General features: G+C 63.9%; 12 protein-coding genes. 7 read left to right on the forward strand and 5 right to left on the reverse strand.

All coding sequences use genetic code 11. The annotated features are described in order from the left end of the window. Positions 1-31 precede the first annotated feature (31 nt). Positions 32-616, reverse strand: coding sequence for a UPF0149 family protein (locus tag GYB81_RS05275; protein ID WP_013716139.1), 585 nt, complete (start codon positions 614-616; stop codon positions 32-34). 190 nt (positions 617-806) lie between these two features. Here GYB81_RS05275 and recQ point away from each other — a divergent pair, with 190 nt between their 5' ends. The 4 genes from recQ to GYB81_RS05295 all read left to right on the forward strand — a co-directional run bounded on the left by recQ (position 807) and on the right by GYB81_RS05295 (position 7,135). After that, positions 807-2,939, forward strand: coding sequence for a DNA helicase RecQ (recQ, locus tag GYB81_RS05280; protein WP_161866285.1), 2,133 nt, complete (start codon positions 807-809; stop codon positions 2,937-2,939). A gap of 92 nt (positions 2,940-3,031) precedes the next feature. Continuing rightward, positions 3,032-4,192, forward strand: coding sequence for a GGDEF domain-containing protein (locus tag GYB81_RS05285; RefSeq protein ID WP_161866284.1), 1,161 nt, complete (start codon positions 3,032-3,034; stop codon positions 4,190-4,192). 132 nt (positions 4,193-4,324) lie between these two features. Continuing rightward, on the forward strand, positions 4,325-4,756 hold the full coding sequence (locus GYB81_RS05290) for a MarR family transcriptional regulator (RefSeq protein ID WP_161866283.1): 432 nt from the start codon (positions 4,325-4,327) through the stop codon (positions 4,754-4,756). Between the two features lie 279 nt (positions 4,757-5,035). Continuing rightward, entirely contained in the window at positions 5,036-7,135 is a 2,100-nt protein-coding gene (locus GYB81_RS05295; protein ID WP_498051847.1) for a FimV/HubP family polar landmark protein, read from the forward strand. Positions 7,136-7,185: 50 nt separating this feature from the next. On the opposite strand, the gene GYB81_RS05300 is transcribed toward GYB81_RS05295, so the two are convergent. Next, positions 7,186-9,372 carry a patatin-like phospholipase family protein gene (locus tag GYB81_RS05300; protein ID WP_161866282.1) on the reverse strand — a complete coding sequence of 729 codons (2,187 nt, stop codon included), beginning with the start codon at positions 9,370-9,372 and terminating at the stop codon, positions 7,186-7,188. A 70-nt stretch (positions 9,373-9,442) separates the two neighbouring features. On the opposite strand from GYB81_RS05300, the gene GYB81_RS05305 reads away from it, so the two are divergent. After that, entirely contained in the window at positions 9,443-9,724 is a 282-nt protein-coding gene (locus GYB81_RS05305; protein WP_161866281.1) for an Rdx family protein, read from the forward strand. Positions 9,725-9,733: 9 nt separating this feature from the next. Here the strand turns inward: GYB81_RS05305 and GYB81_RS05310 are convergent, their stop codons facing one another. The 3 genes from GYB81_RS05310 to GYB81_RS05320 form a co-directional block, all read right to left on the reverse strand. Next, on the reverse strand, positions 9,734-10,585 hold the full coding sequence (locus GYB81_RS05310; protein ID WP_161866280.1) for a DMT family transporter: 852 nt from the start codon (positions 10,583-10,585) through the stop codon (positions 9,734-9,736). After that, positions 10,582-10,917: a tRNA-binding protein gene (locus tag GYB81_RS05315; protein WP_161866279.1), complete on the reverse strand. Its 336-nt coding sequence runs from the start codon at positions 10,915-10,917 to the stop codon at positions 10,582-10,584. Before GYB81_RS05315 ends, GYB81_RS05310 begins: the two co-directional genes overlap by 4 nt. A gap of 151 nt (positions 10,918-11,068) precedes the next feature. Continuing rightward, positions 11,069-11,815, reverse strand: coding sequence for a helix-turn-helix transcriptional regulator (locus GYB81_RS05320; RefSeq protein WP_161866278.1), 747 nt, complete (start codon positions 11,813-11,815; stop codon positions 11,069-11,071). A gap of 134 nt (positions 11,816-11,949) precedes the next feature. On the opposite strand from GYB81_RS05320, the gene GYB81_RS05325 reads away from it, so the two are divergent. Together GYB81_RS05325 and GYB81_RS05330 are read left to right on the forward strand one after the other, a co-directional pair. Further along, positions 11,950-12,768 carry a UDP-2,3-diacylglucosamine diphosphatase gene (locus GYB81_RS05325; protein WP_161866277.1) on the forward strand — a complete coding sequence of 273 codons (819 nt, stop codon included), beginning with the start codon at positions 11,950-11,952 and terminating at the stop codon, positions 12,766-12,768. Then, positions 12,765-13,805, forward strand: a complete 1,041-nt coding sequence (locus GYB81_RS05330; RefSeq protein WP_161866276.1) for a glycosyltransferase family 4 protein — start codon at positions 12,765-12,767, stop codon at positions 13,803-13,805. The genes GYB81_RS05325 and GYB81_RS05330 overlap by 4 nt, the downstream gene beginning before the upstream one ends. Positions 13,806-13,873 lie beyond the last annotated feature (68 nt).

A 13,873-nucleotide genomic window follows, 5' to 3' on the forward strand; every position in this document is an offset into this window, starting at 1 on the left:
GCGGCCGCCGGGGCGTTGCCCCGGCTTACGGTCAATGGCGGGGTTTGAGCAGCGCGGGTTTTTCTTCCGGAGCCTGGCACAGCAGGAACAGGGCAGTGAGCAGCTCGGGAATCTGATCGATCATGCTGTCCACCAGATCGCGATCACGGGCGATCTCGGCGAACTCCTGCTGCTCGTCGAACAGGCCGGAGCCGACCATGATCGGCAGCAGCAATTCGCTGACTTCGTCCTCGGCATCCTCGAACCACACGGCTTCGCGCAGGAACACGCCTTCCATGAAGCCGATGCACCAGCCGCGCAGGTCGGAATCGTCCGGCTCGTCGCCGAGGTCCAGGTCGCAGGGCAGTTCGGGTTCTTCTTCACCAGCGAGCTGACGCGCGATATGCGCCTTCAGATGGATCAGGGTGTTCTCGATCTCTTCGCGCTCGGCGTCGCTGCGGTAGTGCGGCGGTTCGGCGAACAGCGCATCGATCCACTCGCGCTCCGGTACCTGATCCGGGCAGATCGCCAGGGCGGTCAGGTAGCCATGAGCGGCGACATAGTCCAGCGCTTCCTCGTGCAGCTCGTCGGCATCGAGAAAGGCTTGCAGGCGGGACAGTTGCTCGGCGAAGGACATCGTGTGGCTACCTTGAAGGAGTAAACGAGGCTGGATTCTAGTCTACGCGGGGCTCTGCGGCCATAGCGACGGGCCGCCGCAGCACGGAAAAGACTGCAGGCGAAACGCTCATTCACCGCCAATCGGATGGGCCGACGCCCTGCTGAGGGTCATCCTGCGGCATAATGCGCGGCTCGATTTGGAGGCCTTCATGCTCGACCACGCCCTGCGCATTCTCAAAGACGTTTTCGGCTACGACGCCTTTCGCGGCAACCAGGCCGCGATCATCGAGCGCGTGGCAGCAGGCGGTGATGCGCTGGTACTGATGCCCACCGGCGGCGGCAAATCGCTGTGCTATCAGGTGCCGGCATTGATGCGCGAGGGCCTGGCGGTGGTGGTTTCGCCGCTGATCGCACTGATGGACGATCAGGTGGCGACACTCGATGAGCTGGGTGTGGCCGCGGTGGCGCTGAACTCTACGCTGAGCGTCGATGAACAGCGCGAGATCGCCGATCGTATTCGCCGCGGGCAGATCAAGATGCTCTACCTGGCGCCGGAGCGTCTGGTGCAGCCACGCATGCTGAGCTTCCTGCAGGGCCTGGACATCGCCCTGTTCGCCATTGACGAGGCGCACTGCGTATCGCAGTGGGGCCATGACTTCCGCCCGGAATATCTACAGCTTGGTCAGCTTGCCGAGCTGTTCCCGCAGGTGCCGCGTCTTGCCCTGACCGCCACGGCAGACAAGCGCACCCGCGAGGAGATCGTCCAGCGCCTGCACCTGGACAACGCCGAGCGCTTCCTGTCGAGCTTCGACCGGCCCAACATCTTCTACCGCATCCAGCCCAAGGATCAGCCGCGCAAGCAACTGCTCGGCTTTCTCGCCGCGCGCAAGGGCGATGCGGGCATCGTCTACTGCCTGTCTCGCAAGAAGGTCGAGGAGGTCGCTGACTTCCTCAGCAGCCAGGGCTTCCCCGCGCTGCCTTATCACGCCGGCCTGCCCAACGAGCTGCGTGCCTATCATCAGAAGCGCTTTCTCAACGAGGAAGGTCTGATCATGGTGGCGACCATCGCCTTCGGCATGGGCATCGACAAACCCAACGTGCGCTTCGTCTGCCACCTGGATCTGCCCAAGTCGCTGGAGGCCTATTACCAGGAAACCGGTCGCGCCGGCCGTGACGGCCTGCCAGCTGATGCCTGGATGGCCTACGGTCTGCAGGACGTGATCTTCCTCAAGCAGATGCTGGCCAACTCGGATGGTGACGAGCGCCACAAGCGCATCGAACAGCACAAGCTCGATGCCATGCTCGCCCTGTGCGAGGAAACCCGCTGTCGTCGCCAGGCGCTGCTGGCCTATTTCGACGAGGAACTGCCTCAGCCCTGTGGGCACTGCGACAATTGCCTCGACGGCGTCGAGACCTGGGACGCCACCGAACCGGCGCGCCAGGCGCTGTCGGCCATCTACCGCAGTGGCCAGCGCTATGGTGTCGGCCATCTGGTGGACATCCTGCTCGGCCGCGACAACGAGAAGGTCCGCGCCGCCGGCCATCAGCACCTGGCGGTGTTCGGTGTGGGCAAGGGGCTTTCCGAGGTGGAGTGGCGAACCCTGTTCCGCCAGCTGGTCGCCCGTGGTCTGGCCGATGTCGATCTGGAAGGGTTTGGTGGTTTGCGCCTGGATGAAAGTTGCCGGCCGCTGCTGCGTGGCGAGGTCAGCCTGCAATTGCGTCGTGAGCCCAAACCGGCTCAGGCGGCCAAGGCCTCGAGCAGCGCCGCAAGCCAGCTGGTGCGCGGCCATGAGCGGGAAATGTGGGAGGCGCTGCGCAGCTTGCGGCGCAAATTGGCCGAGGAGCACAGCGTACCGCCTTATGTGATCTTCCCCGATGCCACGCTGCTGGAAATGCTGCGCAGCCAGCCCGGCTCGCTGAGCGAGATGGCCGAGGTCAGCGGTGTGGGCGCGCGCAAGCTGGAACGTTACGGTCAGGCTTTTCTCGAAGTGCTCAATGGCAGTGCTGCGGACGATGCCCCGGCTCCGGTGGCCGATCTGCGCCACGAGCTGGTCAGCCTGGCACGTGCCGGGATGACGCCCGCGCAGATCGCCGGGCAGCTCAATTGCACCGAGAAGAACGTCTACAGCCTGCTGGCCGAGGCCATCGCCGAGCAGCAACTGACCCTGGAGCAGGCGCTGGATCTGCCCGAAGAACTTCTCGGCGAGATTCAGGAAAGCTTCCTCGACGGCGAGGGTGAGCTCCCTGCCGTGAGCGAGATCGCGCCGCTGTTTGCCGGGCGTGTCGACGAGGCGCTGCTCTACTGCGTGCGCGCTGCCCTGCAGGCCGAGTTCGAACTCTGAGGTATCTGGACGTGCAGCTTGCCGGGGCGCTTCTGGCAGCATTTCACCGACGAGGCTAAGGTGTGGGCAGGCCGCCAGATGACGAGGTGAGGGTGCCCAATTATCACGCCTGGCTCGATGAAGTTCGTCCGAGCCCCTATGCCGACCAGCTCAGCCTGGGCTTTCGCTGGTTGCGTTTTTCCCGCGCGCTCGAGCGTGAATACCGTGCCCACATGCTCGAAGACAGCTTCGAGCTCAAGCGTATCGCCCTGAGCGTCGCTACGGCCATCTGGCTGGCGCTGGCAGCGCTGGATGTGCTGGTGGTGCCCGCATCGCATCTTGGCTGGGTGATCGCCATGCGGGTGGTGGTGCTGGTCATCCTGCTGGTATGCGGCGCGCTGATACTGCAGCGCCGACACATCCATTTGCTGCTGCCATTGAGCATGGCCTGCATCCTGGTGCTTGGCGTGGGCGCAGCGGTGATCGTCGGCATCGCCCACCGTGCCGACCCCGGCTATCCCTATGAAGGCCTGCTGCTGGTAAGCATGGCGGCCTACTTTCTGGTTGGCCTGCGTCTGAGCGAGGCATTGGCCTGCTCGCTGGTCGTGCTGCTTGCGTACGTGCTGGCCGAATGGTTCGCAGGGCTGCCCATGCCAAGGCTGGTCAACAACGTGCTGTTTCTCGCGTTCGGCAATCTTATCGGCGCGGTCGGCTGCTATCTGCTGGAATACAAGTCGCGCGAGCATTTCCTGATAAGCCGCCTGATGCGCCTGCTCGCCTATCACGACAGCCTGACCGGCCTGCACAACCGACGCAGCTTCAATCGACAGTTCGAGCGCCTGTGGCGTCAGGCGCAGCGCGACGGCAAGTCACTGGCGCTGCTGCTCTGCGATATCGACCACTTCAAGGCCTACAACGACTGCTACGGTCACCAGGCTGGCGACGTTGCGCTGCAGCGCGTTGGCGCCTTGATCGAGCAGGCCGCCCGGCGGCCGCTGGACATTGGCGTGCGGCTCGGCGGCGAGGAGTTCGCTCTGTTGCTGTTCGATATCGGTGCCGACGAGGCCCGGCAGCGTGCCGAGGCCCTGCGTCAGTCACTGGAGGAGGCGGGCATTGCCCACCGCGGCTCCGACAGTGCCGATGTGCTGACCATGTCCATCGGTGTCGCCTGCCTGAGCCCCGAAACCCAACCCGAGTTGAGTCAGCTCTATGAACAGGCTGACCGCGCGTTATATGAGGCCAAGGCGTTCGGCCGCAATCAGGTCGCGGCCTGACTCGCTGCAGCGTTGCAGGCGTTCGGTCGCATTCTGCAACGCTCGCGACGCAATCTGCGCTTGCCCTGCGCATCGGGTTATGGCTAGCTAGCTAATAATTAGTTTTTGACCTTTGTATGAGCCCGCTAGCCCATGTCTTACCCCGATCAACACCGCTTTGCCATGCAAGTCGCCCAGCTGTCACGCGCCTGGCGTTCCGAACTCGATAGACGCCTGGTCGGCCTCGGCCTGTCCCAGGCACGCTGGCTGGTGCTGCTGCACCTGGCGCGCTTTACCGAAATGCCAACCCAGCGCGAACTGGCACAAAGCGTCGGAGTGGAAGGGCCGACCCTGGCACGTCTGCTCGACAGCCTGGAAAGCCAGGGCCTGGTGACGCGTGTAGCCGTACCCGAAGACCGCCGCGCCAAGAAGATTGCATTGCAGCCCAAGGCGCAGCCGCTGATCGAGAAGATCGAGGCAATTTCCACCCAGCTTCGTCAAGAAGTCTTCGCCGGCATCGATGAAGAGGATTTGCGCCGCTGTCAGCAGGTGCACGCTCGAGTGCTCGGCAACCTGACGAAGTGATCTCGCCAAAACCGTCAAATTGCGATCACTTTCTTGATCGATGGCATTTCGTGCCTAACTTTTGACTGATGGAGCTTGATGGCACCCTGCTTTCGTCGGCAAACTGGCGTCCAATCCGCTACTTTGTGAATTAGTAGCCATAATGCTATTCGAGTCGACCTCGACAAGGATCTTGTCGAACGTTCTCGGAACTTTCAAGGGCGCCAACCTCCCGGCCAAGGGAAGCTAAGACAGGAAGTCGAGGAGGTGGCGTTCGAGCCGGATAACCCTGGAGGTCACATGGCTCGGGTGCGTCAGTTGATGTTGGGTTTGGCGTCGGGGTCTGCTCTGTATTCGGGGATGGCGCCGGCGCTCGGTTTGGGTGAAATCACGCTGCATTCGGCGTTGAATCAGCCTTTCGAAGCCGAAATCGAGTTGCTTGAAGTAGGGGATCTGGGTGCGCAGGACTTGCGCATCGGCCTGGCACCCGCCGATGTGTTCAACCGCGCGGGGGTCGAGCGTTTCTATTTTCTCAACGATCTGCGTTTTACACCGCTATTGCGCGGTTCGCGTAGCGTCATCCGCGTGGTCTCGAGCCGTCCGGTGCGCGAGCCCTACCTGAATTTCATCGTCGAAGTGGCGCGTCCCAACGGTCAGTTGCTACGTGAGTACACTGTGCTGCTCGATCCACCGGGCTCCTCGGCTTATACCTCCGTGGCGGCTGCGCCGACCGCGGCGCCCGTAACGCAAGCGTCCAGTTCCGCTGCGACTGCGCCTGCGTCGGTCAGAACGGTGACGCCACCCAGTGCGGCCGCGGGCCATCGTCATCAGGTCGCTCGTGGCGACAGTCTCTGGCTGATTGCCGCGCGTCTGCGTGAGCAGGGCAGTACGCTGTCCCAGCAAGCGTTGATGGAAGGTATTGTCGCGCTCAACCCGAACGCCTTCGCAGGCGGCGATCCAAGTCGCTTGCAAGCCGGTGCCGACCTGCTGCTGCCGGATGCCGCTCGCACTGCAGCCGCAGTTGCGGCGGTCGCTCCGGCAGCTCCGGCGTCGGCAGAGGTTCCCCCTGTCGTTGCCGCAGAGAGCAGCGCCGAAGGCCCGGTGAGTGCACCTGCGTCATCCGTAGAGCCTGCGCCGGAACAGACCGACAGCCTGCTGCAACTGGCAGAGAGGCAGCGCCAGGTCGATCAGGAACTGGCCAATCAGGCCGCGGAGAACCTGCAACTGCAGCAGGGATTGGCGCAGCTGCAGTTGCAATTGCAGCAGTTGCAGGAGCAACTGGCGCAGAAAGACGCTCAGTTGGCCGAGCTGGCGGCGCGTACACCGGTCGAACCGGCCGCTGAATCCGCTTCCGCAGCGCCAGTAACCGTCGAGGAGCCGGTGGCCGCAGAACGCGGCTGGTGGTCGACACTGCTCGCTGGTGGCATCGGGCTGCTGTTGTTGCTCGGCGCTCTTTTGTGGGCCGCTCGGCGGCGTGGGGAAAAATCCAAGCCGGTGGTACAGGTTCAGCCCAAACCGGATGTGCAGCAGCCTGTCCGTGCGCAAAGCGCTGCCGTCGTCGCTCCCGTCGCCGCTGCGCCGGTGACCAAAGTGGTGCCCGCTCCGGCTCCTGTGCGTCCGCAAGGTCCTGTCGATCCGCTGGAGGCCGCCAATGTCTACATCGCCTATGGCCGTATCAGCGAGGCCCGTGGCGAGCTGAGCAAGGCCCTGGCTCAGTACCCGCAACGCAGTGACCTGCGCTTCCGGCTGCTGGAGGTTCTGGCCATGTTGGGTGATGGTGCGGGTTTCGCCCGCGAAGAGGCGGTGCTGCGTGCCGAGGCGTTCGATTGCGCACGCATCGATGCCCTTAAGGAGCGCCACCCGAATCTGCAGACAGCGCAGCAGGCCTGGAGTGAACCTGTCGCGCCGTTGCAGCCAGCGGCCGAGCCCGCGCCTGAAACCGATTTCCAGCTGAACCTCGATGACCTGTCGCTGGACGCCGACTGGGATCTGGTCAGCCCGTTCCCGACCAAGGCCAAAGCCAAGCCCAAGGCGCCCGCCGAGCCGGAGTTCGATACGTCATTTGCCAGCAATCTGCAGGAACTGCCCGAGGTGTTCGAATTGCACCACGAAGACGAGCAGTTGAGCGCCTTCGGCGAGATGGAGATGGTGCTGAGCGACGAGGTGGATGACAACTTCCTCGACGCCTTCGCGGGCGATGCCGATCCCACCGCTGCACTGCAGGGTGATATCGATCAGTTGGCGGGCAATCCCGAGCACATGACCCTGCTCAACCAGGCCCTGGCCTATATCAAGCAAGGCGATATCGCCACCGCCTGTGACATTCTCAACGAGGTGATCGACCACGGCGACGACGAACAGAAGAAGGCCGCACGCCAGTTGCTGGCGGAAATCGCCTGATTGGCGCTGTTGGACCCAACGAGGCCGCGCTTATGCGCGGCCTCTTCGTTTCAGAAACTCCTGCCGAGATTCAGGTACAGCGCCTTTTCCCGCTCGTCGTTGAAACCGTAGCTGAAGTTCAGCGGGCCGAGCGGGGTGTCCAGGCCGAGGAAGATGCTGGCCGCATTGATGTAACCGCTGTCGAAGGCATTGTCGTTGTTCCAGGCGCGGCCGCGCTCCAGCGACATGCCCAGATACAGCGGGAAATTCAGCGGTAGCAGCGAATTCTGGGTCATGCGCCGGTAGTAGATCATCCGAGCCAGTGCCATGTTCTGGCCGCTCAGCGAGTCCTGGCGAAAGCCGGACAGCTCCTGCGCGCCACCGAGGATGAAACCTGAAGTGACCACCTCGGCTTCATCCAGAGTGCGCCCGTAGCGACCGCCGAACAGCCAGGTATTGGGACCATGGCTGTAGGCCTTGTCCAGTTTCAGCTGCCACTGGCGATAATCGTCGTCCGAACCCAGGCCGCGGTCATACTTGCGCAGCATCAGGCCTATGTCCTCACCGGTGCGCGGGAAGTCAAGGTTGTCGAGCGTGTCGAAGGAGTACAACAGCTCGTAGTAGCCCTCGCTGAAGCTGAAACTGGGCAGCTCGCGCTCACCGACGCGTACGTCCGCCTCGCCCCAGGCCTGGCCGATGCCGAAGCGAATCTCGCCGTTGTTGGCGATCTGCCGGCCCAGGTTGAGGCCGTAGCCGTAGCGTTCCAGGCGGTACTCGGCAATGGGGTCGTTGTCCATGATCGCTTCGACGTTCTGCGCCTCGCCGAACAGATAGGGTGCGACGAAGTAGCGTGAGCCGGCATCCAGCGGCTGATAGAACTCGCTGTAGAGCTCCTGGCGGTCGCCCAGCTGCAACCGCGTCAGCCACTCGGCGCCCAGTTCGTTGATGCCGTTGATGCGGTAACTGGCGCCGATGTTGAAGGCGCTGTCGCCGCGCATGTCATCGGACAGGTTCAGCCCCAGACGCAGATAGTCGGTGCCGGTGCGTTTACCCCGTGCATCGATCACCAGGGCGCTGCCGCGCTCGTCCAGTGGCTCCACGTGGTACTGCACGCGTTCGAAGTAGTCCAGGCCGTAGAGCGTGCCCATGTCCTTTTGCAGGCGCTCCATGTCCAGCGGCTCGCCCAGGGTCTGGCGGATGTGTCGGCGAATCACCTCATCGCCGACTTTCGAGTCATTCTCCACGCGAATCTCGCGGATCACCGGATTGCGCTGCTCGCGGGTGCGGGCCATGGCCAGCGCCGGGTTGCCGGCGCTGCTGGTGCGCAGGCGGGCCAGCTGTTCGGCCTTGATCTGCGTGGCGCGGTAGCCGGCCTCCATCATCTGCTCGCCACGGTTGAAGTCGGCGACGCCGAAGCCGGCCAAGGGTGGCTGGATCAGCACATCGTCAGTGGTCACTGTCCGTAACTGCGCTTCGGAGTTTCTGCGCATCATCAGGTTGATCGACTGGTTCATCACGTCGACGACGGTGAGCAACTCCTTGGCCGGTTTCAGCGGCATGCCCAGATCGACGACGATGACATGATCGACGCCCATCTGCCGTGCGACATCGATCGGCACGTTGTTGACCATGCCGCCGTCGACCAGCAGGCGGCCATCCACTTCAACCGGGGCGAATACCGCGGGGATCGACATGCTGGCACGCATCACCTGCGGCAGGTGGCCGGTGCCCATGATCACTTGCTCACCCGTGACCACGTCGGTCGCGACGGCGCGATAGGGGATAGGCAGCTGATCGAAGTCGCGCGTGGCGCTGCGGTGCACCAGCAGGCTCTCCAGCAGCAATGCCAGGTTCTGGCCCTGGATCACCCCCAGCGGCAGACCCAGGCTGCCATCATCACGGAAACTGAGCTTCTGCTTGATCAGAAAGTCGCGGTCGTCCTGCTTGCGCCGGAAAGGGACATCTTCACGTGGCGGCGAGTCGGAGAGTGCCTGCTGCCAGTCCAGCTCCAGGGCCAGACGTTCCAGCTCGGCCACCGAATAGCCGGCGGCATAGAGCCCGCCAACGATGGCGCCCATGCTGGTGCCGGCGATGGCATCGATACGGATACCTTGCTCCTCCAGGGCCTTGAGCACGCCGATGTGCGCCAGCCCGCGGGCGGCGCCGCCCGATAGCACCAGGCCGACACGTTCGGCGGCGATGGCAGGCAGGCTGGACAGGGCGAACAGGCAGAGCAGCGAAACGAGCAGGCGACGCATGGCAGTTTCCGGCAGGCGCAGAGAAAAGGCCGTTATTATAGGCGCCAAGCCCCTGCGTAGAGCCGCTGTCATGCCCGATCAGAAGCCTGAAATCGTCATCACCTATTGCACTCAGTGCCAGTGGTTGCTGCGCGCCGCCTGGTTGGCTCAGGAGCTACTCAGTACCTTCACCGACGAGCTGGCGCGAGTCAGCCTGGAGCCCGGTACTGGCGGGGTGTTTCGCATCCTCTGCGATGGCCGGCAGATCTGGGAACGCAAGGCCGATGGTGGCTTTCCCGAGGCCAAGGTGCTCAAGCAGCGGGTGCGCGACCAGATCGACCCCGGGCGCGATCTGGGCCATAACGACCGTTAGAGTCTCGGTTCAGCGCGCCATCCGCGCTGACACGAAAATGGCGCTGACGATCAGCACGCCGCCGGCGAGCATGCGCAGTGTCGGCTGTTCGCTGAACAGCCACCACGCGAACAGGATGCCGTAGACCGGCTCCAGGGCGAATATCACCGCCGTGGTGCGCGCCTTGAGTACCCGCAGGCTGGCAACGAACAGGCTATGGGCCAGGCCTGTGCAGAAGATGCCGAGCATGGCCAGCCACAGCCAGTCCATCGGGCGCAGGCCGGGCAGCCATGGCCAGGCCAGGGGCAGGAAGCACAGCAGCACGGTGATGTTCTGGTACAGCGCGGCCTTTACCGGGTCGATGCCCTTTGTGCTGGCGCGATTGAGCAGCGACAGCAGGGCGAACAGAAAGCCTGACAGCACCGCCCATAGCAGCCCGACCGTGGCGCCGCTGTCCAGACTGAACTCGGGGGTGACCAGAATCAGCCCCACGCAAACCACGCCGACCATGGCGAATTCGCCGGGGCGGGTGCGCTCGCGAAACAGCAGGCCCTCCAGCAATACGGTAAAGGCCGGGAAGCTGGCAAAGCCGAGGGTGGCGATGGCCACGCCGGAGATTTTCACCGCTTCGAAGAAGCTGACCCAGTGAGCGCCCAGTAGCAGGCCTCCGAGTGCCAGCAGGGCCATCTGCCGCAGGCTTGGGCGTACCGCGTTGCGGCTGCGCCAGAGCAGGGCGGCCAGAGCCAGGGCGATGACGGCGAAGAAGGCGCGGCCGCCTGCGATCATGTTCGGCGTGGTGGCAGCGAGTTTGCCGAAGATGCCGGACAGGCCGAACAGCAGTGCACCCAGATGAATCGCCAGCAGGGCGTTGCGTTCGTTCATGCCAGTCGCGCGCCATTGGGCAGTGGCTTGTCGAAGCCGGCCAGCACCACTCGGTTGTCGCTGTCATAGGCGCCCGTGATCAGCACTTCGGAGCGCACGCCGGCAATGCGCTTGGGGGCGAAGTTGCACACGCACAGCACTTGGCGTCCGACCAGCTCGTCACAGGTGTAATGCGCGGTGATCTGGGCACTGGAGGTCTTGAGACCCAGTTCGCCGAGATCGACTTCCAGCACATAGGCCGGCTTCACCGCTTTTTCATTCGCACGGGCGCTGCGAATGGTGCCGACGCGCAGCTCCACTTTTTCGAAGTCCTGCCATTCGATGGTTTGCATGAGGTACTCCTTCAATGATGCGGCGCAGTCTAGGTGTCGCAGTCGTTACCTGTCTGTCGCGGGAGTGATGAGTTTTGTCGTCAGACTCTCGCTACCAGCCGTAGCCCGGATGAAGTCCGGGTGCGCTTTACGGGCGGTGTCTGGAGGATGGCTAACGAGTGCGGCGTAGCTGCCGCGGGGTCATGCCCAGATGGCGGGAGAGGGCGGCGGTGAATGCGCTTTGCGAGCTGTAGCCTACCCGGGCCGCGATTTCGCCAACGGCCAGGTCGCTGCCAAGCAGCAGCTGCTCGGCCAGGTGCAGACGTCGCTGGCGAATGTGCTCCATGGGTGTGTGTCCGGTCGCGGCGAGGAAGCGGGCGTGGAAGCGCGCCACCGACAGACCGGCCAGGCGCGCCAGATCCGCCACCTGCAGTGGATGCGCGGCGTGCTGGTCGATGTAGCGATCCAGGGCTGCCATGGGCAGCCAGGTGATCTCTGTCTGCTGGCGCCTGCAGGCCAGGCTGCCGAGCAGCAGGGCCGCGCCCTGGCCGGCGATGATAGGGTCATTGATCGGGCTGCTGGCCAGCCAGTTGAGCAATTGGCCTTGTGACGAATCGAGCTGCAGGGCGCTGGGTTTGTCCAGCAGGCGCTGGATATCGCTCGCATGATGACCAAGCTGGCGTTCGATCCAGTCGTTGGCCGGCAAGTCCAGTACCAGGCATTGGCTGCCGCCCGGGCTACCGCAGGTGTGACGCGATTCGGCCGGCACCACAGCCAGATGATGACGCAGCACCCGGCTGCCCTGACCGTCCACTTCGAACTGCAGCTCGCCGGCCAGGCCGAACACCAATTGCGCATGGTCGTGGCTGTGGCAGAGCATTTCGTGGCTGTAATGGCGTAGGGACAGAACTGGAAGCATGAAAATTTCCTCGGTAACGGTCGCAGTGTAATGCCTGGCCGGTGGCGATGCTGCGTCATTGAACGGTCTTTTGCCTGTCACAAGCCCTTCACCGCAACGCCTCAAGCTCGTCTAAACCCAGCCGGAGGCCGCCCATGACCAGCGCCCAGCTCGCCAAGCCCAGCCGCAAGCAACGTGTCCGTACCCTGTGGATTTCCGACGTGCACCTCGGCACGCGCGACTGCCAGGCCGAGCATTTGGCCGCCTTCCTCAAGCGTTACCATGCCGACCGCATCTACCTGGTGGGTGACATCATCGATGGCTGGAAGCTGCGCGGCGGCATCTACTGGCCACAGGCGCACACCAACGTCATCCGCCGTCTGCTGACCATGAGCAAGCGCGGCACCGAAGTCATCTACGTCACCGGCAACCACGACGAATTCCTGCGCCGCTACTCCAGCCTGCTGCTGGGCAATATCCAGCTGGTGGACGAGGCGGTGCACGTCACGGCCGATGGCCGCCAGTTGCTGGTGATCCATGGGGACCAGTTCGACGTGATCACCCGCTACCACCGCTGGCTGGCCTTCCTCGGCGATTCGGCCTACGAATTCACCCTGACGCTCAACCGCTGGCTCAATCACTGGCGCAGCCGCTGGGGCTACGGCTACTGGTCGCTGTCGGCCTATCTCAAGCACAAGGTCAAGACCGCGGTGAACTTCATCAGCGACTTCGAGGAAGCCATCGCCCACGAGTGCGTCAAGCGTGGCCTGCAGGGCGTGGTCTGCGGGCATATCCACCATGCCGAGATTCGTCAGGTCAGCGGTGTGGAGTACATGAACTGCGGCGATTGGGTGGAATCCTGCACGGCGCTGATCGAGCACTGGGACGGGCAGATCGAGCTCTATCGTCTGGCCGAGGCGCAGGCGCGGCTGGCCGGTGAGGAGCGGACAGTCGCCCTCGAGACCAGTGCATGAGACTACTGATCGTCTCCGACGCCTGGTCGCCCCAGGTCAATGGTGTGGTCACCAGCCTGGCTGCGTTGGTCGCCGAACTACGCGGGTTGGGGCATCAGGTCAAGCTGTTGTCACCGGCGGATTTCCGTACCGTGCCGTGCCCGACCTACCCGGAAATTCCGCTGGTATGGGATCTCTGGCGAGTGGGCAGCGCAATTCGCGACTTTCGCCCCGACAGTGTTCATTTGGCCACGGAAGGCCCGCTGGGCTGGGCAGCGCGGCACTGGTTGGTCAAGCGTGGCCTGGCCTTCACCACCGCTATTCATACGCGTTTTCCCGAATATGTCAGTACCCGCTGGCCCTGGATCGCGCCGCGCTGGGGATACGCCTATCTGCGAGCTTTCCACCGTCCCAGCCAGGCGGTACTGGTGACCACCGACCGCCTGCGCGAGGAGTTCGCGAGCTGGGATCTGCAAAGGCTGAAACTCTGGCGCAAGGGCGTCGATACACGCCTGTTTCGCCCGGACGAGGAGCGCCGCCGGCCCGTGCGACCGGTATTCCTCTATGTCGGGCGCATCGCTGCGGAAAAGAACCTGCAGGCCTTTCTCGATCTGGACTTGCCGGGGGACAAGCGCGTGGTCGGCGATGGCCCCCAGCGCGAAATGCTGCAGCAGCAGTATCCGCAGGTGCGCTTTCTCGGCTATCGCCATGGCCAGGCATTGGCCGAGACTTACCAGGGAGCCTCGGTGCTGGTGTTTCCCTCACGTACCGATACCTACGGCCTGGTGATGCTGGAGGCGCTGGCCTGTGGCACGCCGGTGGCCGCTTTCCCGGTGCCAGGGCCGCTGGACGTGCTGCTGCAGGGGCAGAGCGGCGTGATGGCGGAGGACCTGCGCACTGCCTGTGTGGCGGCGCTGGAGCTGGATCGGAGTCGTTGCGCGGAGCTGGCTGCGGCCCAGTCCTGGCGAGCTTCGGCACTGGAGTTTCTGGCCCTGCAGCCGCTGATCGACGGCGAGCCGGCGCTGAGGCACGAGGCGTTGCCCGATACCGCGCTGTAGCCTGTTTTTTTCGCGGCTGAAGCCGCTCCTGCGTTAATGCAAGCGCCGACCTAGCTCATGTAGGAGCG

Origin of the sequence: Pseudomonas yangonensis (genome assembly GCF_009932725.1) — a bacterium.
GTDB classification, from domain to species: domain Bacteria; phylum Pseudomonadota; class Gammaproteobacteria; order Pseudomonadales; family Pseudomonadaceae; genus Aquipseudomonas; species Aquipseudomonas yangonensis.